The organism is Bacteroidota bacterium (genome assembly GCA_016718825.1).
Taxonomy (GTDB): Bacteria; Bacteroidota; Bacteroidia; order J057; family JADKCL01; genus JADKCL01.
Window position 1 is genome coordinate 32184 of sequence record JADKCL010000065.1, and the last position, 24949, is coordinate 57132.

Sequence of the window (24949 nt, forward strand, 5' to 3'; positions counted from 1 at the left end):
CGACCTATCCCATCCAGCCATACAACGTTTCCTGCATCATCAGGATGAACTTCCAGGCTTGGGAAGGCATCAAGATGAACGTAAAAACGATTCCTGCCAATGCACCCCACATGTGCGCCTCGTGCGCAACGTTGTCTTGCATTTTCTTGGCAGCATAGTAGCTGTAGCCAACATACAGCAAACCAAACATCCATCCTGGCAAAATACCCCAAATTCGAATGGAATTGCCCATCGCAGGCGCGAGGATAATCGTGCTCATCACCAATCCCGAAATGGCACCCGAGGCGCCGAGGCAGGCATATCCGGGGATGTCCTTGTATTTGATGATTGTCGTGAAGTCAGCAACGATCATCGAAATGAAGTAAATCAAGAAGAACTTTGCATGTCCCAATATCGTCGAAAATCGCTGCGCGCTTTCCGTCGCGACTTCGTCGATTTTCATGCATTGCAGGTACACGAAGTAATGCTCAAGGCTGAAGGCAAAAAAATAAAACGTGAACATGTTCATCATCAAGTGTGTCCAATCCGCATGGATCAGGCCGCTTGTGATGATCGTGAAGTACTGTTTCCGATGAACGAAGGCATGCGGGCGCAGCATGAACTTCTCCTTCAAAAACTGATTCTGAAACGCAGAAATGCTCGTCGCGATCGTTGCCAACATGAGAAAGGTGGCAACTGGACTGTGGATGATTTTGGAAACGAGGGGATTCATCGCTTAATGGTCACGTTTGGATATCGACTGGAAAAAGCCTTCAATCATCTCAAATCCAGGTTTTCCTCGAAATTCCACGGCAATCGCATCTGCTGCTGCAAAATAACGGTCCATTTCGGCGATGGTTTCTTGCTCGATGCCCAGCTCAGCATAAAGCGCCATGACGCCGGCAATTTTTGCCTCCGGTACCTTTTCCTCGTAGAGCAAGTGATCGAGTCGCTTCTTCTGCTCGGGATTCGCACGTTCGATACAACGGATCAGCAAGAAGGTCATCTTGTTTTCCAAAATGTCTCCACCGACTTGTTTTCCAAATTTTTCTGCAGGGGCATAGACATCCAAATAGTCGTCATGCAGTTGAAATCCGATCCCGGCGGTCTCTCCAAGTTGATACAGCCGCTCGACTTCCTGCGGACTTGCGCCTGCGGCAATCGCGCCTATGCTTAGACTCCCGCCGATGAGCATCGCGGTCTTTTTGCGGATCATTTCGATGTACTGCGGCACGTCAGCACGTTGCCCGGCCATCTCCATGTCTTCCATTTGGCCTTCGCAGACACCCACGGCCACGCGCGTGAACTCACGCAAAAGCGGAGCTGCCTGCTGTGGAAAGTCCTGAATCAGAAACTCATAGGCCAAGGCAAACATCGCATCCCCTGAAAGAATCGCGGTATTGGTATTCCATTTTTCATGGACGGTCGGTTTGCCACGCCGCACAGGCGCGTTGTCCATGATATCATCGTGGATCAGGCTGAAGTTGTGAAAAAATTCGACGGCGGTTGCGCAGTTCAAGGCCTCAGTTCCCGGGCGGCCCGACATGGCCTGATAGCTCATCAGCAACAGCATCGGCCGGATGCGCTTGCCACCCAAGTCCAAAATATACGCCATCGGCGCATACAATCCTGATTGCCAGTGCGGTCTTGACGAGATTCCCGAAAGGTGGCCTTCAAGTGCGGCCTTGAGTTCTGCAGGTTGCTGCATCGTATTTTTTGACGTCAGTAGATGTTTCCTTGACCCCATCTCGAGCGTTGAGGAGGTCGGTCAAAAATAGTGATTGTTCGGAAGGTTCGGTCAGAAAAAGAACAGAGGGCAAAATTCGAATTCGCATTCCAATCTTGCCCTCCACTTGCTTTATCCTCTGCGTTTGGGCTTGCCTTTGTTGGCGCCCTTGCTCGTGCCCTTTTTGGCTTTGCGCTTTTCGCCGCCCGCCGGACCGTGTTTTTTCATCGGCATACCGCCACGGCGTCCGCCGTATTGGCCTTTGCCGCCCGGCGCCTGCGCTGCCCGACGTTGCACCAACGGCATTTCGGTGTCTTCGAAGGCCGATTCCAAGTGGGCGATCATCAGGAAATCGATCGTGCGGTTGCGTAGGCTCGTGCCTTTGACTTCGACCATCAATTTGTCGCCCAAACTGATCTTGCGACCACTCAATCGCCCGCGGATGCAGTAGTTGGTGGTGTCGACTTCGTAGTAATCGTCGGTCATCGTGTGCAGGCCGATCATGCCTTCGCAGCGATTTTCCAGGATTTCCACGTACACGCCCCAATTGGTCACGCCCGTCACGATGCCTTCAAACTGTACTCCGATCTTGTCCTCGAGGAACTCGACCTGTTTGTATTTGATGCTCGCGCGTTCGGCCTCAGCAGCCCGTTTTTCGCGGTTGCTCGTATGTTTCGCGGCCAATTCGAGTTTCCCCGGGTTGGCGTTGAAGTTGCCGGAAAGGTACTGACCGAGCAATCGGTGGACGATCAAGTCGGGATACCTTCGAATCGGCGATGTGAAGTGCGTATAGTGCTCGAAACCAAGGCCATAGTGGCCAATGTTGTCGGTGCTGTAGATGGCCTTGGCCATTGTGCGGACCGCCACGGTTTGGAGCATGCTCTGTTCGGGCTTGCCTTCGACTTGCGTCATCAAGGCATTGAGCGCCTTGGCGATCTTGCGTTCGTCGCTCAAATCGAGGTTGTAGCCCAAAGTCGCGGCAAACTGCTGCAAAGTGTAGAGCTTTTCCTCATCGGGACGGTCGTGGATGCGGTAGAGGAAGGGGAGGGGAATGCCTTGGCGCATCTTGGCAACGTGAAAGGTCACGCGCTTGTTGGCCATCAACATCCAATCCTCGATCATTTTGTGGGCGTCTTTGCGCACCTTGCGGTACACGCGAATCGGCTTTCCTTCAGCATCGAGCTCGAATTTGACTTCGTCCTCTTCAAAGTTGATCGATCCGTGCTTGAAACGCTCCTTCTGGAAGATTTTGGCGAGGCGGTTGAGCTCGGTGAGTTCTTCGAAGTAGTCGCCTTCGCCTTTGTCCATCACGTCTTGCGCTTCTTCGTAGGCAAATCGGCGGTCGGAGTGGATGATCGTGCGGCCAAACCATTCCTTGATCAGATTTCCGTGCTCATCCACCTCAAAAATGGCCGAGAAGCAAAGTCGGTCCTCATGCGGGCGCAAGCTGCACAAGTCATTGGAAAGGCGCTCAGGAAGCATCGGAACCGTTCGGTCGACGAGGTAGACGCTCGTGGCGCGGTTGTAGGCTTCATCGTCCAAGGCCGTTCCCGGATGCACAAAGTGGCTCACGTCCGCGATGTGAACGCCGACTTCGATGTTGCCATTCGACAGTCGCTCAAACGAAAGCGCATCGTCAAAGTCCTTGGCATCGTGCGGGTCGATCGTGAACGTCGTGATCTTGCGCATGTCGCGGCGCTTGGCGATCTCTTCCTCCAATATTTTTCCGTCGAATTTGGCCACTTCGGCCTCCACTTCCGGCGGAAATGCCACCTCAAATCCGAATTGGAAGAGAATGGCATGCATTTCCGTCTCGTTTTCGCCGGATTTGCCGAGGACTTTGATCACCTCACCTTCCGGCAGATGATGGGTCCAATCCCCGAGTTTGATGATCACCTTGTCTCCGTCACGTACCACAAGGTCCTTGGCAACGGTGACAACAAAGTCCTGATTCAATTTCGGGTCATCGGGTCGGAAAGTCGGGGTTTTGCCGATCAATTCGATGGTTCCGATGAAGGCCTCCGTTGCCCTTTCGAGCACTTCGACGATTTCGCCTTCAGCACGTTGACCGCGGCCACCGCCTTTGGTGATGCGCACTTGCACCTTGTCGCCGTTCATGGCCTTGTTCAGGCGATTTGGTGGTACGAAGACGTCTTCGGTCTTTTCTTCGGTGTCCAAAACCACAAATCCGTAGCCTTCGCCCTTGATCTCGACGCGGCCCGTTTGGACACGCTCCTTGACCACGACCGAATATTTCCCTCTTTCAGGAACTTTGAGAAGACCTGCCTCGGCCATTTGGTCGAGGAATTCAATCATTCTTTCCGTGCTGAGTTCGCCTTTGAGGCCGCATCCGGCAGCGATTTGTTTGTGGTTGAATGCTTTGTGGGGTTCCTTCTGAAGAAACTGCACGACGAGCGTGCGCAGCGACCGGAGGCGTTTATTTTCCTTCTCGATCGTTTTGGGTGATTTACTTTTAGCCATTTTTATCTGGGTTTGAATGATGAAATTGATAGGTTGTTTTTGAAATATTCATTGAAAATTAAACACTTACGTTGAATTCGCGGAGGGCGTCATTCAAAGAGGTCTTACGGTCGGTCGATGGTTTTCGTTTTCCGATGATCAGGGCGCAGGGGACTTGGTATTCGCCGGCAGGGAATTTTTTGGGAATCGAACCCGGGATCACAACGGAACCTGCAGGTACGTAGCCACGGTATTCGATGGGTTCCGGACCGGATACGTCGATGATCTTGGAAGATGCGGTGAGGACCACGTTGGCGCCCAAGACAGCTTCGCGACCGACGCGCACGCCTTCGACGACGATGCAGCGACTGCCGATGAAGGCATCGTCTTCGATGATCACCGGTGCGGCTTGAACAGGTTCCAAGACGCCGCCGATGCCCACGCCGCCGCTCAAATGCACGTTTTTGCCGATCTGCGCACAGGAGCCGACCGTTGCCCAGGTATCCACCATCGTCCCCGAATCGACGTAGGCGCCGATGTTGACGTAGGAGGGCATGAGAATGACGCCGGCAGAAATGTAAGCACCGTAGCGCGCCGTTGCCGGCGGCACGACACGAACGCCCTTGGCTGCATAGTCCCGTTTGAGGGCCATTTTGTCGTGGTATTCGAAGGGGGAAAGCTCAATCGTTTCCATTTTCCGAACCGGAAAGTACAGGATCACCGCCTTTTTGACCCATTCATTGACTTGCCAATCGCCGTTGGGCAAGGGTTCGGCACAACGGATTTGACCTGCATCAAGCGCTGCAATCGTGGCGTCGATGGCGTCCAATGTGGCTTGTTCCTTGAGCAGTTCCCGGTTCTCCCAGGCTTTTTCGATTTTTTCTTTCAATGCGTCTGTTGACATGCGCAATCACTGTAAAAGGTGTTCGCAAGCGAACTGTTCTGACCCTGCCTTCATTCAACTCCGGATTCTCTTGCTTGTTTGCGAATATCCGAAAATCTACCGCGCGGTCACCACCCCTCTGACTTTTCTGCTGCAAATATAATTGGATCGTAGGAAATGGAGCCTGAGCCCTTGCCAAAAGACATTTTATAGTTTCCATCGGTGGTTTTCCATGCTTGGGCAGTTGTTTCCAAAATCGAAACAAGTCAACTGATGCAAATAATGTGTTGCGTTGGCATGATTCCCTGAAAAATCGCAACTTGGACGGTAAATCTTGTACACAATGTGGAATGACATTATAGCACACTTCGAAGGCCTTGAAAACCGGCCCTTGGAGCGCTTGGCGTTTATCGTCGGTGGATTGTTGATCTTTTGGATCATCGAAGGGGCGATTCCGTTACTTCCGATGCATTACAAAAAGAACAAGGCACGTCATGCAGGCGTCAATTTGCTGTTTACCTTGATTCACCTGATCATCCACACCGGCTTTGGAATCGTCATCGTTTTGCTCGCTGATTGGTGCGCGAAAGCCAATTTCGGCCTTATTTACTGGGCTGGTTTGGCCAAATCCACTGGACTGGTCGTGATTCTCTCCGCCTTGATGTTGGATCTGTTTGGGGGATGGATGTCGCATTTCATTGAGCACAAGGTTCCGCTGTTTTGGCGTTGGCATATCGTTCACCATGCCGACAACAACGTCGATGTCACCACGGGACTGCGCCACCATCCACTGGAAAGCGTTTGGCGGGGCGTATTTTTCCTGATCGGATTGGTGCTCTGTGGTGCGCCGGTCTACGGTGTGATGATCTACCAAACCTTTTTGACCATTTTCACCTCCTTCACCCACGCCAACATTTCCCTGCCGCCCGTGCTGGACAAGTTGATCAGCTACGTACTCGTTTCCCCGAATATGCACAAGGTCCACCACCATTGGAAGCAGCCCTATACCGACAGCAACTACGGTGCGGTATTCGCGATTTGGGACCGTATCTTCTTCACATTCAAGACGATGAATCCCAAGGATATCCGCTACGGACTTGATCGCTATTATCCCAACGAGCAAGACGAAAATCTGGGCGCATTGTTGAAGCGGCCGTTTGAGCCTTTGAAGTAGAAGCGGGTTCAAGGCCATTAATTGCTAACTTGGCCGATACCTCATGGCTGATGCCCTCCATATTTGTCATATTTCCCTGCTGAATCCTGCGATTCACAGCCGGATTTTTTTCAAAATGGCCTTGTCTCAGGTGCGGGCGGGCTACCGGGTAACCATCATCGCGCAGGATCCTGCGCCTGCGCCTTATCTACGCGAGGGCGTTGAAATCATCCCCTTGGGCGTTTTTGGGCGGCTGAGTTGGCGACGAATTTGGTATTCTTGGCGTTTTAGTCGCATTGCCCGACGCGTGGGAGCCGACATTTATCAGATTCACACCGTCGAATTGCTCGCAACCGGAAAGAAGCTGAAAAAGGCTTTGACGCGCGTCAAAGTCGTCTATGACATGCACGAAGACTATGTCGCCAACATTTTACATGCCGATTACTACTCCGAATGGTCAAGGCCAAAGCTCGCTGCAAGGGTAAAAGCCGTACAGGACGACTTTTGCAAATGGGGCGATGGCCTCATCTTGGCCGAAGATTGCTTTCAAGCCCTCCTTCCCTTCGATCCCGACCGCACGGTGGTGGCGCGCAATAAGTTCCGCGCACCGGCAATCGTTCCCGCGCAAAAGCTCGATTTGGCCGACCCCAAGCTGCCGATGATGCTCTGTACCGGTACCATTGCCGAAAACTGGGGTATATTCAAGGCAGTTTCTCTTTGGGCCGAATTCAACAAATTCTCCGCCGTCAATTTGGTCATTGCCGGGCATTCGCAGGATGCTGCCTTGCTTCAAGAACTGCAATTGCGCGTCAATGCGACGGGATTGTCAGGTCGCTTTGCGTTGGTTGGGGGCAGCAGCTACGTTCCGTTTGAGCAATTGGTCGCCTTGATCAAAGTCTGTACTTTTGGTGTGGCGTTGTACCAATTGAAGGAAAATATCAAAGACCGCATTCCCACCAAGTTCTACGAATTCATGGCTGCTGGCAAGCCGTTGGTCTATTCGGAAAACCCCATCTGGGATTCTATGAATGCCCATTCGAAGTTTGGTGTGGTGCTTCCAAAAGCCTGGACGAGCGAAGATGCGATGACGGTTTTCAATCAAGTGAAGACGCTCTCGACCGAACTGCAGCAGCATCCCTTGCCTTCCGCAGGATGGAGTTGGGATTCGGAGTCGCCAAGAATGTTAGAACTGATGGCCAAACTTTCCTATTGAAACACAGGCCAATGCTGAACGGAAAATCCATTACGCTCGTCATTCCCTGCTTCAACGAAGCGCTGGGATTGCCGCATGTGATGGCCAAATTGCCTGCCTGTGTCGATGTCGTCCTTGTGGTGGACAACAACAGCACCGACAATACTGCAGAAATCGCACGCAGTTTGGGCGCAACCGTCGTTTTTGAGTCTAAAAAAGGTTATGGTGCGGCCTACAAAGCAGGTTTTTCCGCGGTGAACTCGGATGTCGTCGTCACGCTGGACGGTGACGGAACCTATCCCATCGAGGAAATTCCCAAATTGGTGGAGCATCTGCTTGCCAGCGATTTGGACTTTATCTCGGCATGCAGATTTCCGCTTCAGAACCCTGCAAACATGGACCCGGTTAGCAAATTTGGCAACTGGGTGTTGACCTTGGCGGCAAAAATCCTGTTCGGCTATGGCCTGAAAGACTCACAAAGCGGAATGTGGGTGTTCAAACGCGATGTCCTGGCGAAAATCAGGCTGGAAAGCGACGGCATGCCGTTGAGCGAAGAGATCAAAATCGATACGATCAAACGGAACCTGAAATTCAAGGAAGTCCACATTCCATACTATTTGCGATTTGGCGAAAAAAAGATCCGGAAATTTCGGGACGGGTTTCATAACCTGTTCTTTCTGATCTATTTGCGATTTCGGCGTTGAATGCTTGTTCCTTCGAAGCCGGGATAAAAAATGGGTGCAAAGTTGCGTCCGATTCGACGTTCCTTGCACCCACATAAGCCCGACAAAAATTTTCTACGACTTCTCGTTGTCTTCATCCTGCCGCCAAAAGCGCGCAAAAATGTTTTGTAACAAAGGCACAGAGAAGGCCAAAACAAGCAAAAGCAGGACACCAAATTCCGACATGGTTCCCATAACAACCTCCATTTTGCATTTCCAACCTGGAAACGCTTCAGTTCTTAGGATAAAATTTCAAAGTCAGCCGACAATCGCCAAGTTGAATTGCCGCTCCTCTTTGTACATAGATACGAAAATCGAAATATTCGTTGCATGGACTGTCAGGAAAACTGAAGAATTGTGGATTTGTAAAAGGGCGCTGGCTGAAGATCGGTGCAACTTCCGGCTGATTCAGGAAAATTCATCCAACAATGCCCCTACAGCACGGTTTTTGAACGATTCTGTGGATGTAAGATGTTCCTCTTTGTAGCCTCTGAAATCGCAAGAACTGCAAAATTTGTTGCCTGAGCGGTCGGAACGCAACAGATCCGACCGGAGTTTGCTGAAGCCTGCCCCGTACCAAACGTCGTGCAGACTACTGTTGTTGAGGTTTCCAACGGCGGATTCGAAGTAGTGATCCTGACAGCAGATCGTAACGCGTCCATCGGCCGTGACGACCATCTCGTCAAAGGGCAAAATGCAGGGGAGGGGCAGGGGTTCCGAAAGCACACGGCCGTTGGGCGCGGTGCCGCCTCGGTTGAGTAATTGCTCGTCGAGCAACCGCAGATGGAAAACGATCTCCGTGTTGGGAAATTCGGGTGCGACTTCATCCAAAAAGGCTTTGACACCTTTGTGCATCTCGCCGTCTTGACTGTAATTGTTGATATACAGCAAGTCCAAGCCCGCTTCCAACAGCTCTCGGCCACTTTTGGGGTTGAGCTTCAGTCCATTGGTATGAACCTCGGTCTTGACTTTCGGGAGATTTGCTTTTGCCCTTCGAATGAATTCCGGGGTGCGTTTGTCCAGCAACGGCTCATTGTTCACGAAGAATTTGATGGCGCCGTCGTAATCCAGGGCCACCAATTCGGCGATGATCTTGTCGTAAAGCGCCTCGGGCATGTACACGTCGGGTCGCTGATCGGTGAGGATGCTTGCCGCACAAAAGCTGCAACTCGAATTGCAGCGTGTGCGCGTTTCCAATTCAAGGGATCGAAAAAGCGGAACCTGTTTGGAGAATGCTTTTCGTTCAAAAATGCGGGCCGCAGTGGTTTGCCATACGCGGAGCCGCAAGCCCTTGGGCATGCCGCGGCGGAGCTTGTACAGCCCGTTGCGCAGCATTCCCTTGCGTCCCATGTTGTAGCGGATGGCCATCTTACAATATTAATGAAGTTTCACGAAGCATGGATGCGCGTTGCGATCCACCAAAGCGTCATTGGTTCCAGTTGAAACTGTCCAACTCCACTTGCCTTTCACCCGTGAATCGGCTCTGCTGCAAGGTGTTGACCGATTTGCTGCTGCGTTCGACCATCACCGCATTGTACATTTGATTCTCAAGAAAGTCCTTGATGCTGATGGCGTTGGCTTCATTGTGCCCATTTTCTACAGGAATGCGGTCCAACAAGTCTTGGACCTCGGCATAGTTGAAGACCGCAACGTTGAAGTCGGGCGCCTTTCCATCACGGTCGGTCCACAAGACCCGGATGTATCGAATTTGTTGTCGCTTGATCCCGGAAATTTTGTCAAACGTCTCATCGACAATCAATTCAAGGACTTGCAAATAGCCTTCGACATCCTCCCGCCGCGGATTCCACCAGTCCGTGCGAACGGCATTGCTGTCTGAACTTTGCCGTTGTGCAAGATCCAAAAAGTCCCCGAAGTGTACCGGACTGCGGAAATCATGGGCGGAAAAAGCCTGTGAGTTCCCGGCCTTCAAGCTGTGCAGTAGCGCCGAGACAATGCCTTTGTTCTCAAAAAGTTGCGCATTCGCGGATGTCTTGGATTGACCTTCGTTTTCGAATAACTTTTCTGGCAGCCTGCTATTCGCCAAGGGAAGGTTGGCTTTTTCAGAAAGGTCGATGCGAAGGACACGCGTGTATTTGGAAAATGACTTTCGGGGATCGACGGGGGGCGCACTCAAACTTTCATTCCAAGCGACCTGCAAAAAGTCCTTTTTGGGGTTCAAACAGTTCATCACGACCTCATTGAAGCTGATCGTGAAGCCTGCAGAATGCTTGGAATAGTCGTCAATCATCAAAAAGAAAATGTCACCCTTTTTGACGTCAAGGGGTTGACAGTAAGGATTTCCCGAACTTCCGGCATTGAGGGACTGACCTTTTGTACCCATACCCGTAGCACCAAGGTGTCCGCGTCCGGCGGCGTTGTTGCAGGCCAAGCGCGCGTTGGTCTCGGGGAGAGTCGGGCAAGCATCGGGATCCTGCGGATCGGCTTTGAGTAAAACCCAGTCGTAATCATCAAATCCATTGTCAGGAACGATCTCAAATTGCAGTCTTCCCGATTGTACAATCGCAAATCGGTACCAAGTTTCATTGTGCGGTTTTTCTACACAGGAGCCTGCAGGCGTGGCGGGACTCAGGGATTGTTTTCCGAAATAGTGGAAATTCTCGTGAAAATCGGGGCCGCAGATGTCTTGAACATTGGCGCAAGGATTGGTTTCCATCGGACGAATGCATTCGACAGACTTTCTTCCACGCCACATTGCTGTCCAAACCGAATTAAGGCCCTTGGCATCCCGAACGAATTCAACCGTCACGCAACCTGAATTGGTTTGGAAGGACCGTGTGCCGGCCATGGTTCCAAAACTTCCCAAGAGTTGGCCCCCGACGGAATTCCCATCGAAGATTTTTACAAAATTCGTCGCCTCTTCCTGACCTTCCACACGGCCATTGACAACCTGGTCACTGCGAATCATGTTGAAATCCAGTGTGATACAACCAGCAGAGTCAGGGCAGACCGTATATTGGTAAATCCGCTCACGTTTGTCTTCTGCGCTATTGACATCGTAGTAAATCATCCCGCTTTGGGTCGTTGATTTACCTTTGATGACGGGTAATTGACCATTCGCCAAGGCAAACGATCCTAGCAGAACCAGACAAAATGCCGCTCCTTTTGCATCCAATCGCCGACGTGTCCCAGTTTTTACCACCATGGACCCTATTTCTGAAGGATGCTGAATTCGACGCGGCGATTGATTTGGCGGTTTTCGGCATTCGTATTCGGGAGTTGTGGTTTTGTCTCTCCGAATCCTTTATTGGTGAGGCGATTGGCGACAATGCCCTTCGCAATCAAATACGTTTGAACCGCCAATGCACGCTTTTTGCTGAGTTCGAGGTTGCTCACGTCGGAGCCGACATCGTCCGTGTGGCCGGCAATTTGAATCGTCATGGTCGGATTGTCATTCAACAATTTTACCAATCGGCCCAACTCCTTGGTCGACTGAGGACGCAAATCCCATTTTCCAGTGTCGAAAAAGAGGTTGTTCAGGCGCACAATGCTGCCCACTTCGATGGGAACAAGGTAGAGATCCTTGGTAATTTCTTGATAAGCATCGAGTTTTTTGAGATCGAGATTTTCGCTAACAGGCGCAAAGCCGACGGCTTGACCTAGAAAACCATAAACTTCTCCCGCAGGAAGCACGATGGAATAGGAGCCATCACCGGGATTGCTGCGTGCGATTCCCAGTTCTTTTCCACTCGTGAGGGATTCGTAGAGGATCTCGGCACCCAAAGGCTCCATGGTTTTTGCGTTTAAGACACGGCCTTTGATCAGCACAACGGGCTTGGGGCGCACGCTCGCAGGCATCGGAGCTCTGAAAATATCAGCGCGCCCCAGCGAATTTTGATAGGAGACAAAGTAGGCGTAATCGCCAGATGCTGGAATCGAATAATAGGCGTCCCATCCAGGAGTATTGAGCAGAGGGCCAAGGTTTTGCGGCTCAGACCAGTTGGTCCAGGTGCTGTCGAGTCTGCGCGTCACGTACATGTCCTTGCTGCCATAGCCGACGCGACCATTTGTCGAAAAATACAGCGTCGCGTCGTCAGCCGCGAGAAAGGGCGTGCTTTCGCCACCTGCAGTATTCACGGTTGCACCCATGTTGGCGGGCTCGGTCCAACTGCCATCAGGCTTCAAAAAGGAGACATGCAGGTCCTTTCCGCCGCTGCCATTGTCTCGTTGAATGGCCAAAATCATCGTTTTTCCTGAGGCTGCCATGGCATATTCCCCGTAGGGGCTACGGTTGTAGAAGTTGTCGATATCCTGCCCTTTTGGCTTGTCCCAGGTATTTCCAAGTCGGCGGGCATAAGAAACGCCCACTTCGCCGCTTCCATCCTCCTTGTATTTGTTGAGCAGCAACATCGTCTGACCATCAGGCGATATGGCCGCTGCAGCATTGTTGTCCTTGTTATTCAAAGGCTCACCCAAATTCTCCGCAAGTCCCCAAGTGCCATCCGGATTTCGGCGCGAGACGTAGATGTCCTGCATATCGACGTTTCCGAGGTTGTTGGGGTGGCCTTGGCGTGTGAGATACAGCAACTGCCCGTCGGGGATGATGACAGGAAGCAGCTCATCCGTAGGTGAATTGACATTGGGCCCGAGGTTTTCTCGTATTCCCTCCGTCAAAATGCCAGGCGCAAGGTTGATTTTTGCTTTGATCGTGTCAGTTGATTCCGAGATGCCGACAGCATCGATTTGGTTAAAACCGGCCACAAGCTTCGGATTGAGCACGACCATGAGCTTGCTGCAGGCAAATTCGGTGCGAGGAATGAATATGTTGGTCATTTTGCCTCCCATCGAACCAGGTCCGGGAGCCGGGTTGGTCCAAATGACCGTGGGTGTATTTCCATTAAACAGGATGACTTTAACCAAAGATCCTGCGCCCAAGGCTTCAGAAATCGCGATTTGTTGGATGTGAATTGCTTTTGGGTACCCCAAGGTGATGTACTCTTCCTTGTCGATATCGGCTTCGGAAGGCGACCAGGTACATTCTGTACCCTTGCTCACTGCCGGGTCAATGCTGGGCGGCCCAAGCGCCTCCTTGGCTGCATAGTGGCCGGGATTGTTGGCGTCGCGGTATTCCGATGAAACCTCCAAAACCTTTGAAGCCCAATGTACATCTTGAGAAAAAGCAGTTCCTGTACCGAAGCCAACCGCCAAAATCAAACCCAACAATCGTTTCATCTTGATGCTCTCCTATTCTTTTCAAGCTCTAACGAGCAAATGCAGCGTGGTTACGTGCTACCTCGCCCGAAATCCATTGCAATGCAAAATAAGTACCGCAAATGAAATCCGCTAAAAAAACACGATCGTTGCCCCGTTGCCATAGAGCACGGGATCGGCCAATTCGTAGTGTTTTACGAAGTCAAATCCCATGAGGCGGTGATGCATTTCCTTTTTCAACGTGCCATTTCCGATCCCGTGAATGAACACCATAGAGTCCAAATGATGGGCCTGTGCATCGGTGAGGGCCTTTTCAAAGGCCTCCAATTGCAGGCGCATCATGGTATGGCTGTCAATTCCAAGTGGGTTGCTGATGATTTTGTGGATATGCAGGTCCACCACCTTCGGTGGTTTCGGTGGCTTTTGCACGGTAAGACGTGCATCGCTGACGGCACTCTCGGCGAGCATGCTGGTCTGAACCTCAACTTTTTCCTCCAAGACAAATTCCCAGCCTTGTACATTCAACTCAGGCACCGATTTCGTCTCACGGGTAAAAATGTCGGTTTTGCAATTGATTTCCAGCGTGATCGGTGCAATCGGCTTGGGATGCTCAATCCGCGGAAATTGAAGGATTTGAAGGTAAATCAGCCGCGCCATGTGGAATTCTGCAGGCGTCTGCCGCCCGATGAAGTGATTTTCGCGGGGCATCACCGATCCCGAGTTGTAGCTGATGAACTTGTTGCCGACTTTGACATAACACGTGAAAAGCACCTCGTTCCGACCTTGATTGAGGAGCCAAAATTCGTAGTCTTGGTCGGCATTCTTGAAGAGGACAAAACTTGGCGGGAGATCCGGGGCAGGCGCGAGGCTAGGCCCAATTCCCAGTCCCTTCTTTTTGGGCTTGTCGCTTTCTTCCTCCTCCTCATTCCTCAAAATGCTTTCTGCCGAATTGATTTTCACCACTTCGTCCACGCCGAGTTCCATTTCATAGAACTCATCAATCAGGACTTCAACCCTTGTGGGGCTGATCACCCTTTGGACGACGCCTTCTCCTTTGGCATGAAGCAATCTTACCTTTTCGCCTACCTTAAATATCTCACGCATTGATGATGCCGTTTTTCAGTGTTTGATGGCTGCAATCCAGGGGAGGCAGCGTTGATCGATTGGTAAAACTAAGACGAATGCCTTAATTTCGGGGCGATAGATTTGTCTGTCGGCAAAACTATCTGGGATTGAATCGAGATCGATTGTGCATGCTTGAATTTGTAAATGTTAAAATCCGGAACGCGTCCCCATCGGATGCCCCGGAAATTGCCGCCATTTACAACCATTTTATACTGGAAACGGTCATCACATTTGAAGAAACGGCGATTTCGGATGATGAAATGGCAGGAAGGATTTCCGAGGTCAGCGAAAAATTCCCGTGGATTGTTTGTGTGGAGGCCGGCCGGATCCTCGGCTACGCCTACGCAAGCAGCTGGAAATCACGTTGCGCCTACCGCAATTCGGTGGAAACGACCGTCTATCTCGACGCGAACGTTGCAGGTCGGGGTTTGGGGAAATTGCTCTATCAGGAATTGCTGAACCGGCTTCGCGGACTCGGCCTGCACGCTGCCATTGGAGGTATCGCCCTGCCCAATGAGGCAAGCGTGCGGCTCCACGAAAAATGCGGATTCGAAAAGGTTGCCCACTTCAAGGAGGTCGGATTCAAGTTTGGCAATTGGATTGATGTCGGCTATTGGCAAGTACTACTCACAGATCCGATTGATTGACGATGCAGAAGGAAAACATCCGCAACAGCACTTTTAGAGGCAACGACTATGCCGGCCGCAGCTTGCCCTTCCCGGAATACGAAGGCTGCGAATTCTTGGACTGCAATTTTGCAAAAGCAGACTTGAGCGAGGTCAATTTCATCGATTGCCGCTTCTCGGGCTGCAATCTTGGCAATGCCAAGCTGGAAGGTACGGGCTTGAAGGGCGTGTTTTTCAAGGATTGCAAGCTGATCGGATTGGATTTTTCTGCCTGCAACGACTTTCTCCTCGATCTGGGTTTCGATGGCTGCAACCTCGATTTTGCCTATTTTCACAAGAAAAAGCTCAAAAAGACAAAATTTGTCAACTGCACGATCGCCGAGGCCAATTTTACCGAATCCGATTTGTCCCAGGCAGTTTTTGATGGTTGTGACTTGAAGCGCACCGTGTTTCAAGCCTCGCAGTTGCGCGGTGCAGACTTCCGCACAGCCCGAAACTACAGCATCGATCCTGATAAAAATGCCGTAAAGGGTGCCAAATTCAGCTATCCGGACGTCTTGGGCTTGCTCGACAAGTTTGGAATTGAAATTGAATGAATTGACTTCTGGGACTTTGTATTGGCCCGACGCCAAACTCATTTTCTTGCATCGATTTCAGTGCCCCGAGACACGAAAACCGCTTATCTTTGACGTTTGGATTGAAATGAAGCGTCGAGGTGTTTTATGAGATTGGTTGATTCAGGAAAGAAATTCAAGGTCGTTTATTCGCTGTACGAGCATGAATTTTTGGGTTGTCTTTTTTCTTCGCATGTCGTGCAAGAGCTTGACAATGGGAGCCTTAGCCTGACCTACCAAGCGCTGATGCCCGAGAATATGTCGCAGTTCAACCACATGCTCGACAACGAGGACAGGGCCTTGGTCAAACATCTTGACAAACTTACCAGCGATGAGATTGTCAAGAAATTTGGCGGAACGGTGCGCAACATCAGCGAATTTTTCTCCAAAAAGTTCCACGATGCGATCAAAGACACTGTGCTTCGGTACGTAGATCGCCTGATGTTGGAAGCAATCCCCATGTTACGCAACAAACCCCTTTTTGAATCAAGCAGGGACGGTTATCCAGCCAAAACCCGTTTGAGCATTGCCGATGATCTCGCATCGGTACGCTTTTATTTTCGCCGCAATGCAGATGAAACGCGGTATTTTCCGATGGTCTACCGCAACAACGTCAGGCTTTCCGTCTGTCGAAAAGATGCAAAGGTCATCGTGGAAGAGCCCGCTTGGATGATGCTGGGAACGGAAATTTTCACTTTTGACCAAGATATTGAGGCGCGCAAGATGCGTCCATTCTTTTCCAAACCCCATATTTCGATTCCAAAAGCCGTTGAGGAAAAGTACTTCAAAGGATTCGTCCCTCAAATCGTCAGCAAATACGAGGTCGATACCGAGGGCATGCGGATATCCTACATTCGGCGCGACCCAAAGTTTAGATTTGTGGTAGATGCGACCGGCAATGGCCTTTTGTCCATGGAGTTGCGTGTGCAATACGGGGATTTCGATCTCAAGCCCAACCACCAAAAGGATGTCGACGTCGTGGTGGGACAACAAGACAACGACTTCATCTTCTACAAGATTTTCCGCAATCAAGAAGCCGAACGTGACGTCGTTTTGTACATGGAACGCTTGCTCGGCGGAAGTAACTTGCTGGATATGGGCATGATGGGCCGGCAATCTGGACTGCAATGGCTTTCAGAAAATGTACGTGAGCTCGTTTCCAACGGCATCGAAGTCGTGCAAGACGGTGAAGTTCAGAATCTCACGTTTGAACGCCCCGAAATTGTATTCGAGACCAAAGACGCGGGCGACTGGTTTGATATCAAAGCCATGGTGCATATTGCAGGCTTCATAATTCCCTTTTTGAAGTTCAGGAAGCACATTATGCAAGGCAAACGGGACTACGTGCTGCCCAATGGTGCCACGGCGATCCTTCCCGAAGAGTGGTTTTCAGATTACCGTCACCTGCTCGAAATTGCGGAGCAACGCGACGACGATACCTTGAGCATTCGCAAGTATCAGGCGGTTGTGTTGGACATGCCGATGGGGAACAAATCCAATTTCAAGCAGAAAATCGGGGATTTGGTTTCCTCGATGGAAATCAAGGAGTACGACCTCCCGCGTGGGCTCAAAGCCGATTTGCGCAGCTACCAAAAACAGGGATACGATTGGCTCGGATTTCTCCAGGAATACAGCTTTGGCGGTATCTTGGCCGATGACATGGGTTTGGGAAAAACGCTTCAAACGCTCTCTTTGCTTCAACGCGAAAAGGAGAATGGTCCGACGCAAGCATCTTTGGTAGTGATGCCGACTTCGCTGATATACAACTGGGTAGCGGAGGCCAGGAAGTTTACGCCATCACTGAAGGTGCTCATCCACACGGGTTCCCAACGCAATACAGATCCCCTCGAATTTTCCCAATACGACGTCATTTTTACGACTTACGGCTTGGTGCGTTCCGATCTCGAAATGCTGGCCAAGTTTCCGTTTCATTATTTGATCTTGGACGAAAGTCAAATGATCAAGAATCCGAGCTCCAAAACTGCCAAGGCGGTCAAGGATCTTGTCGCCAAACACCGACTTTCGCTCACGGGCACGCCCGTGGAAAACACATTGCTCGACCTTTGGTCGCAAATGACCTTCCTCAATCCGGGATTGCTCGGCGGCGAAACGTTTTTCCGCGATTTTTACGTGACCCCGATCGAGAAATTTCGCGATGCAGCCCGCGCAGAGCGCTTGCGCAAAATGATCCACCCCTTCATTCTGCGCCGCACCAAATCCCAAGTTGCCCTCGAATTGCCACCCAAGGTTGAGCAGGTGCACTTTTGCGAGATGACTGACGCGCAGCGTGGACTCTACGAGGAAACCAAAAATGCCTACCGCAATTTCCTCTTGGGAATGGACGAAGCGGAATTCGGGACCAAGAAGCTGAACATCCTCGCAGGCCTTCAAAAGCTACGACAAATCGCGATTCACCCCCAATTGGTGGAAGAGGGACAGGATTATGAACTCTCCGAATCCGGTAAATTCCAGGAATATGAGCGGCTTTTGGAGGAAGTGATTTCCAAAGGCGCCAAAGTGCTCGTCTTTTCGCAGTTTGTACGGCTTCTCAAGATTCTTGAGGCCGATTTGCAGAAAAAGGGCGTCACGTATTGTTATCTCGACGGTTCGACGGTTGATCGTCAGGCGCAAGTCGAGCGATTTCAAACTGATCCGGATGTGCAGGTTTTCCTCATCAGCCTCAAAGCAGGGGGTGTGGGTCTGAACTTGACAGCGGCTGAATATGTCTTCATCCTTGACCCGTGGTGGAATCCCGCGGCTGAGCGCCAAGCGGTTGATAGAAGTCACCGTATCGGTCAAACCGCAACGGTATTTTCCTACAAATTCATTTCCAAAGACACGATCGAAGAAAAGATCGTAAAGCTGCAAGAGCGCAAGTCACAACTCTCAGATGCGGTCATTTCCGAAGAAAAGGAATTGTTCAAACAGTTGAATTTGAAAGACTTGGTCGAATTGTTTTCTTGATATCTGCGCGGAGAACAGGAAGGCCCGATTATCTGGCAACCACAAATTTCCGTGTCAGATTCATCGCCTCATATCCTTTGGGAGCCTTGTGCAGTTTGACATTGAGCAAATAGGCGCCGGTGCTTTTTTCGCTCATGTCGAGGTGGAGTTTGTTTTCTCCGGCGACCACGTGCTGATCGGGGAGGCTCAATACGCGGCGGCCCTGTAAATCATGGACTTCCATTTGAACCACAAGGTCGGCTACAGACCAGAGATTGACATTGTAGGCGGCATTGTCATCGGGGGTGATGGAAACCAATTCCAAAGGAATCGTACTGCCTTCAACGATCCTGACAATGTTGGAGAATTGCGTTTTTCCGTCTTGATCCACCATTTTGAGGCGGTAATAGACGGTAGATGCGCCCGATTTGGGGTCGTTGTAGCTGTAATTGACATTGCCCAAACTGCCGTTGCCTTTGGCCGATACGGTGCCAATGGTCTTGAATCCAGTGGGTTGCAGGCTGCGTTCGACTTCGTAGCGGTCAAGCTTCAATTCCTCGGCACTTGTCCATGAGAGTCGAATCAGATTGGCTTCTTCACGGGCGGCAAACGTCACCAATTGTGCCGGAACGATGATCGTGGAAATGCGAACGTCGTCGATGGCGACGGAGGGATCCGTACCGCTTCCATTTCCATTGTTTCTCCAATTGAAGCCGACGCGCACATTGGGATTGTTGTTGAATGCAGCAGGCAATGCCAGTGTATAGGTCGTCCACTGACCTTGGCTGTAGCCGTTACAGGCACCGCAGCAGACGCTCGTCAAGCAATATTGAAATCCAACAGGCCAAGTTGCGCCATTGTCGGTGCTGAGCCGGAGTTGCGCTCGGTCGTCGGAGCAGGCGGCACTTCCAAAAGCTATGAAGTCAAAAGAAAGCGTATTGGACGAATATCCAACCGTGGAAATCGTTGGGGAAACAGCCGTTTTGAAAGTCGCATTGGTTATGCCAGTTTCATTAAAGGTCGCTCCATTGTCGCCACCGGCACCTGGATCGGCGCCGATATGCAAAGAGGCATCACCGATGCAAGTACTACCGCAACCGGGTGGCACGATACCTTCCTCCGCACAGCTTACAAACCAATCGTTGGGAGAACCACCGGAAACACCGCCATCGTTGTTGAGTACAGTCCAGCCAGCATAGGTGTTTGCAAGGCAGTTGGCGGTGCAGCCATTGTTGAAGTTCACGCTGTAAAAAACAGACTGCGCGGAAAGCGCAGTTGACATTGACAACAACAATGCAGCAAGGAAGAAACCTTTAGAATAAACCCTCATACGAATGACCAATGGTACTATTTCCTGCCGAAGTAGGCACAACGCTGGACGTGAAATTAGAAATAAATCTTTAAAGGTACCCGAAAACTTGCATTGCCAAATAGATCCAAGCAGGAACCAAGGTCGCTATTGCGGCCTGCATCCGGTTGATTTTGATAAGAATAGCCGTCGATGGCAAGCTGATCAGCGCTGTTGCGATACAGAATTCTTGCCATTGCCCTTCCAAAGCCCAACTTGCAAGTAGCGCGGCACTCACAAGCGCAAAAACGCCCAGCATGCGAAACCATCGTTGCCAGCCACTTAGCCAATCCCGGTACCAAAGCACGATCGAATCACCTTGTCTGAAGGCGTCGAAGGCAATACTTCCCAGCGCGGTGGTTCCGAGCAAAACCATCATCCATTCTTTGGGAAAGCCGATCATGGGCCCACCAAAGGCAGCAAACCCAGCCAATCCCGCTCCGAATAGGGCCATTACTTCCAAGAGATTGCGCAGAATCGGCACTTTTCTAAGTTCCAATGGCGCTTCATTCAGCAAAAAAAGCAAACCCCAAATCACCATTCCCGCAAAAAATACCCTTTCCGAAATGGCCAATCCAAGCCCGGTAATCAAAATCAGCAGGCCGTTGCGAACCAATCGCTGTGGTTTCTGCGGATCAAAGGGCGCGAATTTGGATTGCGAATTGGCCGGCTGAATCGCATTCGGCAGCTTAAAAATGCCTGCAAACGCACCCAAACCCATTCCAAGTCCCAAAAGCAGCGGAAACCAAAACAACGTCGTCGGATTCAGCGACCAGTTTCCCGGATAGGACTTCAAAGCCAAACCTGCACCGATCACAAAATTGCCGATGCCAAGTGCAACCGCTCCCCAAGGAATCGCCGCCAAAATCAAGCCCATCCATTTCCCCGAATGCCGCAGCAAAATGAAAAAGACAAGCAGCAAATCCAAGCAAAGTAAAAAGAGGACGGTGCTCTGATCATCCGGCTGATACGTCAATCCAAAGTTGTCGACGACCCAGCCGAGGAGCCGCGGAATCGTTCCCGACAAAAACAGCACGGTATAGATGCAAATCGTGCCCAAAATCGCTCTCAGGATGCTTTTTGTTTTGATGCGCAAATAGTTGAACGAGGCAATCACCAACAAGATGATCTCAATGCGGATGCCCATGGTCGCGCCGCGGGACAGGCTCGCGCCACCGACCGTGATGTAGGCATAGAATACATCTTGCCAACTGTTGATCGCCAGGTAGTTCATCTTCGCGCCGACCCCTCCGCGCAAAATCAAGTCGATGATCGGCGCCGTCAGCGCGATCGTAAAGGATACGACAACCAACTTGGCCACGCGCTGCATGGGCGCACCCGAAAACAGGTTCAATTGCAGCATGAAAGCCAGCACAATGAAAGCAAACCAGAGCCCGATGTGGGTGACGTCATCCAGCGTGAACAACCGCTGCGTGGAGAAGAATTCGAGGGCCAACCGAACGGCGAGAATGGCAAAAAACAGGATGAAATAGCGGCTTGCAGGCGCAGGATTGCCCTCGATGCGATCGACAACCGTGACAAACAGCGCCTGTATTTTCTTGAGCATCCCGCGAGATTAATGCGTGAAGATATACATATTTCCTATCGCAGCTTGGGTTCCCCTGAGGGAGTCCACCGCCTCGATCGCCCCCATCCAAAAGCTGTTTTTGCCTGCTCGGATTTCTTGGTCTTCCATCATCGGCCGCACGATGTAATCGTTCCACATCCCAAGATTGATGTGGATCCCAAGCTGATAGGTTTTGTGGCTGATTTGGCTTGTCCACTGGAATTGCGGCTCTACTTTGCAGATAGCCTCAGCGCGAATGCCATGTGGATGATACCTTGATTGCTGTCCTAGTAGTTTCAAATTTCCATCAAGGTCTAACTGCAAGAGGATGCTCAGTTCATCCATTCCTGTTTCAAAATGAATCCAATAGATCGCCTTGGCGTTTCCCGCAGCGATCAGGTTGGCAGCCTCCGTAAACTCCGCCAATTGGATACTGGCAAAATATTCGGCAGTATCCTTGGGAATATGGTACGCATATAGGGTGTTTTCTGTGGCAGTGACATTCGGAAGAAACGGGAGGACTTTATAGTGTTTGCCAGCGCTGGACCGCCCTCGCATGGACAAAGGTTTTTTTTCGGCATTGGCAAAAGCGCCATTCAACCAAATCGCCTTTGGACTGAAGTGCAAGCGCCAAGCAGGATGGGTAGAATCCTCAGGAATCAACACAGACAACGGCCATTTTCCGCTTCTGCTCCAGACGGCGTCCTTACTCGACCGCATCCCAAAATGAAAGGTAGAATCGATTTCGCTCCATTCAGAAAGGAAGAAATTGGTGTAGTTCCCTTGTTCTGTTGGGGAATAGGTGACCAGCATACAATCATGCACGAACTGGATGTCGTCCCCATTGTCGATGCCTGTTACCAAATGGCATAGCCAGTATTTTTCGGTCGTTGGGGCATAGAGCAACGGCTTTTCCTCTGGCAGTGGACGGGAATTCGAGCAACCAAACGAAACGAAAATGCTGATGATTAGGGTAATAACAATTCCAAGGTGGTTGCTGATTCTTGCCACCAAGGCACCAAGGCACCAAGGATCAGCTGCAATACTTGGTGCCTTGGTACCTTCGTGGCTAAATTGTCCACTTTTCACTAATAACTTTTCACTTTTCACTTTCCATCACCCCCGGACCTTTTCGCTCGTGCAATTTCATTTGCAGGGCCACCATCGCTCTTGCCGTTGCAAAAACATATTCCTCTTTGACGTAACGCGCATTCGGAATGGGGAAAAATCCACCGTCCCAATGCCCGTCTTCTCCTTGACTTTGTATCAAAAATTGAATGCCATTTTCAGTGGCGATGTGTCCGACATTCCCGATCAGATCCGGATAAGCAGCGAGCATCAAGGCCGTTTCCAGTTCTGCAGAAATACGCTTGGGTTGCGCTGGATCGCCCGAATCCCAATACAATTTACCTTGTTGTGCGCTGAAAATATAATCTGCGGTTTGCTGGATGGGCAAGGCAAATTCCTTGGAATTTTCCTGCCGCAACGCACGCATCACCGGCCAAAGTGCGTAGGCTTTCACACCGTAATATTCCCAGGTTTTGCCCCAATTTTTCTCCGCATTCTGTTGTTGCAACAACCAAGACCAAGCTGCCTTGGGATACAAAGGCTCCATTTTTACAGCCTCAAATGCAGACAAAACAAAGGCCGTCACCGAAGGGAAAGCCTTGTTTTCCAGCACATCCGGATTCCCAATTTCCCATTCTCCAGTCGGTTTTTGGAGCTTACGAATCGTATCCATCCTCGGCTGAATTTTTTCGGGACCATAAATGTCGGCCAACAAGATGAAATACTCCGAAGTCGTTTCCAGGCAATAGGATGCGCGGCATTTGACGTTGTGGCAGAGCAATCCCGCTGGGTTTTCATTCGCTGCGAGAAATTGCATCGCCTTGCGGAACGTTTCGTCTGCCGTATCCTTGCGAACTGCATAAATCGCCGTCGCCGCCTCGACCGTTTCCCAGATGTCAAACAATGGATTGACCGTATCGCAGATGGCTCCGTCCTCCCGTTGAATGCTAGCGAAGAATTCAACGCCTTTATCCAGTGCCTTTTCTGTCGGAGATTTGCTGCAGCCAACCACCAACAGCAATCCGACAAGAATCCCCAAGCAAGCCCATAAACCGTCTTTCCTTGGTGTCTTGGTGTCTTGGTGGCAAAAAGAACTTCGTGTCTTCGTGTCTTCGTGGCAAAATTTCGCAACAGGATCCCCCACCGGTACGGCACCAACAAAATCCTTGATTCTTTCGCAACCAACCATCCCCTAAATCTAAGCCCAAACCAAGAAAATAACCAAACCCGCAAGCGAAGCCAACAACAGCGGGAAAATCAATTTCTCATTGTAGGGCTTCCGATACAACAGGTAAATATGCAACAGCGCAGCTCCGGCATTCAGCGGATAAGCCCAAGCAACATCCAACAAAATCCCACCCATCACATACGTCGCCAAGGTCGCCAAGGCGATCACCAACCGTGCATTCCGCTCGCCAAGGAGCACCGGCAACGTCGCAACACCCGTAGCCTTGTCGCCGGCAATGTCCTTTAAATCAATGAAATTCGCAGCCAACGAAAGCGGCACCAAGATGAAAATCGACCAAATCCAAGGGAATGTAGCCCATTCGCCGCCCGCCATGACGTAGCCGCAAACCGTCACCATCCATCCATTCATCCCGATGATCAATTTTGCAATCACGGGCACCCGCTTGAGCCGCAATGGCCGACAGGAATAGACATAATATCCGATGGAAATCCCTACGATTCCCCAAAAAAGATCGAGCTCAAGTCCTGATTGCCAGAGCATTGGAAACACCAACGCGAATCCCAGCGCAAGCGCTTGCGACAGCACGCCCGCAAGCAGGTAGCTGCGCTTGTTCACGCTCCCGCGCACGAGCGGGCGGTCGGGATTGCTGATGCGATCCGCCTCCAAATCCTCCAAATTGTTGGTGACGATGGCAAACACGGCTGCATAACTGAGTGTGATCAGCATAGCTAAAAATTCCAGTCCCGATTCGGCCCAATCGACCATCGCCGTTTGCCCCGTTTCATGGATCCGAATGGCCATTCCCAATGCACCGAGCGTCAAAAAGTACAAAATCCGTGGGAAAACGAAGGTCGCCCAAAATCGCCCGCGTCAGCGCCGGACGCAGCCAAAGCCCGACCAAGGGTGGTGCCAAACTTCCCGCAATCATCAATCCCAATGCTATCCACACGTCCAATTGCATCTTTGATCTTCTCCTGCAGCATACAAATGAATCCCTGCAGGCAGTGCAATGTTATCTGTTTTGCCCGCCAAAAGAAAATCCCCGAAGGTTTCGGGCCTTCGGGGATCACCGGAAAATGGTGCTTTGGGTTTTCAGGATGATCCTGGATTCAGGTCAACAATCTGACGTGAAGGTAGATGTATCCCTTTTCTGCATTTTTGGCGAATTGAGCATTTGAATGATTC

Annotated in this window: 20 protein-coding genes; 7 read left to right on the forward strand and 13 right to left on the reverse strand. The window is 51.0% G+C overall.

Annotated elements, in window-relative coordinates:
* Positions 1-4: 4 nt before the first annotated feature.
* From IPN95_29180 to IPN95_29195, 4 genes are all read right to left on the reverse strand, one after another.
* Positions 5-712 (reverse strand): rhomboid family intramembrane serine protease, encoded by a 708-nt coding sequence (locus IPN95_29180; protein MBK9453385.1) that lies wholly within the window; start codon positions 710-712, stop codon positions 5-7.
* 3 nt (positions 713-715) lie between these two features.
* Entirely contained in the window at positions 716-1687 is a 972-nt protein-coding gene (locus IPN95_29185; protein MBK9453386.1) for a polyprenyl synthetase family protein, read from the reverse strand.
* Positions 1688-1837: 150 nt separating this feature from the next.
* Positions 1838-4186, reverse strand: coding sequence for a ribonuclease R (gene rnr, locus IPN95_29190; GenBank protein MBK9453387.1), 2349 nt, complete (start codon positions 4184-4186; stop codon positions 1838-1840).
* Between the two features lie 58 nt (positions 4187-4244).
* The gene (locus IPN95_29195) at positions 4245-5069 is read right to left on the reverse strand and encodes a 2,3,4,5-tetrahydropyridine-2,6-dicarboxylate N-succinyltransferase (protein MBK9453388.1); all 825 of its coding nucleotides are present in this window, start codon (positions 5067-5069) and stop codon (positions 4245-4247) included.
* Between the two features lie 322 nt (positions 5070-5391).
* On the opposite strand from IPN95_29195, the gene IPN95_29200 reads away from it, so the two are divergent.
* From IPN95_29200 to IPN95_29210, 3 genes are read left to right on the forward strand one after another with little or no spacing between them, the layout of a single operon-like run.
* Positions 5392-6222 carry a sterol desaturase family protein gene (locus tag IPN95_29200; GenBank protein MBK9453389.1) on the forward strand — a complete coding sequence of 277 codons (831 nt, stop codon included), beginning with the start codon at positions 5392-5394 and terminating at the stop codon, positions 6220-6222.
* 43 nt (positions 6223-6265) lie between these two features.
* Positions 6266-7414 (forward strand): glycosyltransferase, encoded by a 1149-nt coding sequence (locus IPN95_29205; protein ID MBK9453390.1) that lies wholly within the window; start codon positions 6266-6268, stop codon positions 7412-7414.
* Between the two features lie 11 nt (positions 7415-7425).
* Complete coding sequence (locus tag IPN95_29210) at positions 7426-8097, forward strand: glycosyltransferase family 2 protein (protein MBK9453391.1); 672 nt, start codon at positions 7426-7428, stop codon at positions 8095-8097.
* A gap of 426 nt (positions 8098-8523) precedes the next feature.
* Here the strand turns inward: IPN95_29210 and IPN95_29215 are convergent, their stop codons facing one another.
* From IPN95_29215 to IPN95_29230, 4 genes are all read right to left on the reverse strand, one after another.
* The gene (locus IPN95_29215) at positions 8524-9483 is read right to left on the reverse strand and encodes a radical SAM/SPASM domain-containing protein (protein ID MBK9453392.1); all 960 of its coding nucleotides are present in this window, start codon (positions 9481-9483) and stop codon (positions 8524-8526) included.
* Positions 9484-9541: 58 nt separating this feature from the next.
* Entirely contained in the window at positions 9542-11278 is a 1737-nt protein-coding gene (locus IPN95_29220; protein ID MBK9453393.1) for a hypothetical protein, read from the reverse strand.
* 5 nt (positions 11279-11283) lie between these two features.
* Positions 11284-13305, reverse strand: a complete 2022-nt coding sequence (locus tag IPN95_29225; GenBank protein MBK9453394.1) for an OmpA family protein — start codon at positions 13303-13305, stop codon at positions 11284-11286.
* 111 nt (positions 13306-13416) lie between these two features.
* Positions 13417-14388: a Smr/MutS family protein gene (locus IPN95_29230; GenBank protein MBK9453395.1), complete on the reverse strand. Its 972-nt coding sequence runs from the start codon at positions 14386-14388 to the stop codon at positions 13417-13419.
* Between the two features lie 149 nt (positions 14389-14537).
* Between IPN95_29230 and IPN95_29235 the strand changes: the two genes are divergently transcribed.
* The 3 genes from IPN95_29235 (at position 14538) to IPN95_29245 (ending at position 18613) form a co-directional block, all read left to right on the forward strand.
* Positions 14538-15056: an N-acetyltransferase gene (locus IPN95_29235; GenBank protein MBK9453396.1), complete on the forward strand. Its 519-nt coding sequence runs from the start codon at positions 14538-14540 to the stop codon at positions 15054-15056.
* 2 nt (positions 15057-15058) lie between these two features.
* Positions 15059-15631 carry a pentapeptide repeat-containing protein gene (locus IPN95_29240; protein MBK9453397.1) on the forward strand — a complete coding sequence of 191 codons (573 nt, stop codon included), beginning with the start codon at positions 15059-15061 and terminating at the stop codon, positions 15629-15631.
* 126 nt (positions 15632-15757) lie between these two features.
* On the forward strand, positions 15758-18613 hold the full coding sequence (locus IPN95_29245; GenBank protein MBK9453398.1) for a DEAD/DEAH box helicase family protein: 2856 nt from the start codon (positions 15758-15760) through the stop codon (positions 18611-18613).
* A 28-nt stretch (positions 18614-18641) separates the two neighbouring features.
* On the opposite strand, the gene IPN95_29250 is transcribed toward IPN95_29245, so the two are convergent.
* From IPN95_29250 to IPN95_29270, 5 genes are all read right to left on the reverse strand, one after another.
* Entirely contained in the window at positions 18642-19874 is a 1233-nt protein-coding gene (locus IPN95_29250) for a hypothetical protein (GenBank protein ID MBK9453399.1), read from the reverse strand.
* A gap of 118 nt (positions 19875-19992) precedes the next feature.
* The gene (locus IPN95_29255) at positions 19993-21507 is read right to left on the reverse strand and encodes a hypothetical protein (protein ID MBK9453400.1); all 1515 of its coding nucleotides are present in this window, start codon (positions 21505-21507) and stop codon (positions 19993-19995) included.
* A gap of 9 nt (positions 21508-21516) precedes the next feature.
* Positions 21517-22596 carry a hypothetical protein gene (locus tag IPN95_29260; protein ID MBK9453401.1) on the reverse strand — a complete coding sequence of 360 codons (1080 nt, stop codon included), beginning with the start codon at positions 22594-22596 and terminating at the stop codon, positions 21517-21519.
* A 10-nt stretch (positions 22597-22606) separates the two neighbouring features.
* A complete protein-coding gene (locus IPN95_29265; protein MBK9453402.1) occupies positions 22607-23614 on the reverse strand; it encodes a hypothetical protein in 1008 nt (335 codons plus the stop codon).
* A gap of 159 nt (positions 23615-23773) precedes the next feature.
* Positions 23774-24595 carry a UbiA prenyltransferase family protein gene (locus IPN95_29270; protein MBK9453403.1) on the reverse strand — a complete coding sequence of 274 codons (822 nt, stop codon included), beginning with the start codon at positions 24593-24595 and terminating at the stop codon, positions 23774-23776.
* Positions 24596-24600: 5 nt separating this feature from the next.
* On the opposite strand from IPN95_29270, the gene IPN95_29275 reads away from it, so the two are divergent.
* Positions 24601-24942, forward strand: coding sequence for a hypothetical protein (locus IPN95_29275; protein MBK9453404.1), 342 nt, complete (start codon positions 24601-24603; stop codon positions 24940-24942).
* The last annotated feature ends 7 nt before the right edge of the window (positions 24943-24949 follow it).

Coding starts and splice junctions, on each gene's coding strand:
- IPN95_29225 (MBK9453394.1), bottom strand. CDS start 13,305: ATGAAACGATTGTTGGGTTTGATTTTGGCGGTTGGCTTCGGTACAGGA.
- IPN95_29255 (MBK9453400.1), bottom strand. CDS start 21,507: ATGCTCAAGAAAATACAGGCGCTGTTTGTCACGGTTGTCGATCGCATC.
- IPN95_29220 (MBK9453393.1), bottom strand. CDS start 11,278: ATGGTGGTAAAAACTGGGACACGTCGGCGATTGGATGCAAAAGGAGCG.
- IPN95_29210 (MBK9453391.1), top strand. CDS start 7,426: ATGCTGAACGGAAAATCCATTACGCTCGTCATTCCCTGCTTCAACGAA.
- IPN95_29200 (MBK9453389.1), top strand. CDS start 5,392: ATGTGGAATGACATTATAGCACACTTCGAAGGCCTTGAAAACCGGCCC.
- IPN95_29240 (MBK9453397.1), top strand. CDS start 15,059: ATGCAGAAGGAAAACATCCGCAACAGCACTTTTAGAGGCAACGACTAT.
- IPN95_29185 (MBK9453386.1), bottom strand. CDS start 1,687: ATGCAGCAACCTGCAGAACTCAAGGCCGCACTTGAAGGCCACCTTTCG.
- IPN95_29215 (MBK9453392.1), bottom strand. CDS start 9,483: ATGGCCATCCGCTACAACATGGGACGCAAGGGAATGCTGCGCAACGGG.
- IPN95_29195 (MBK9453388.1), bottom strand. CDS start 5,069: ATGTCAACAGACGCATTGAAAGAAAAAATCGAAAAAGCCTGGGAGAAC.
- IPN95_29205 (MBK9453390.1), top strand. CDS start 6,266: ATGGCTGATGCCCTCCATATTTGTCATATTTCCCTGCTGAATCCTGCG.
- IPN95_29235 (MBK9453396.1), top strand. CDS start 14,538: ATGCTTGAATTTGTAAATGTTAAAATCCGGAACGCGTCCCCATCGGAT.
- IPN95_29250 (MBK9453399.1), bottom strand. CDS start 19,874: ATGTCAACTGCGCTTTCCGCGCAGTCTGTTTTTTACAGCGTGAACTTC.
- rnr (MBK9453387.1), bottom strand. CDS start 4,186: ATGGCTAAAAGTAAATCACCCAAAACGATCGAGAAGGAAAATAAACGC.
- IPN95_29180 (MBK9453385.1), bottom strand. CDS start 712: ATGAATCCCCTCGTTTCCAAAATCATCCACAGTCCAGTTGCCACCTTT.
- IPN95_29245 (MBK9453398.1), top strand. CDS start 15,758: ATGAGATTGGTTGATTCAGGAAAGAAATTCAAGGTCGTTTATTCGCTG.
- IPN95_29230 (MBK9453395.1), bottom strand. CDS start 14,388: ATGCGTGAGATATTTAAGGTAGGCGAAAAGGTAAGATTGCTTCATGCC.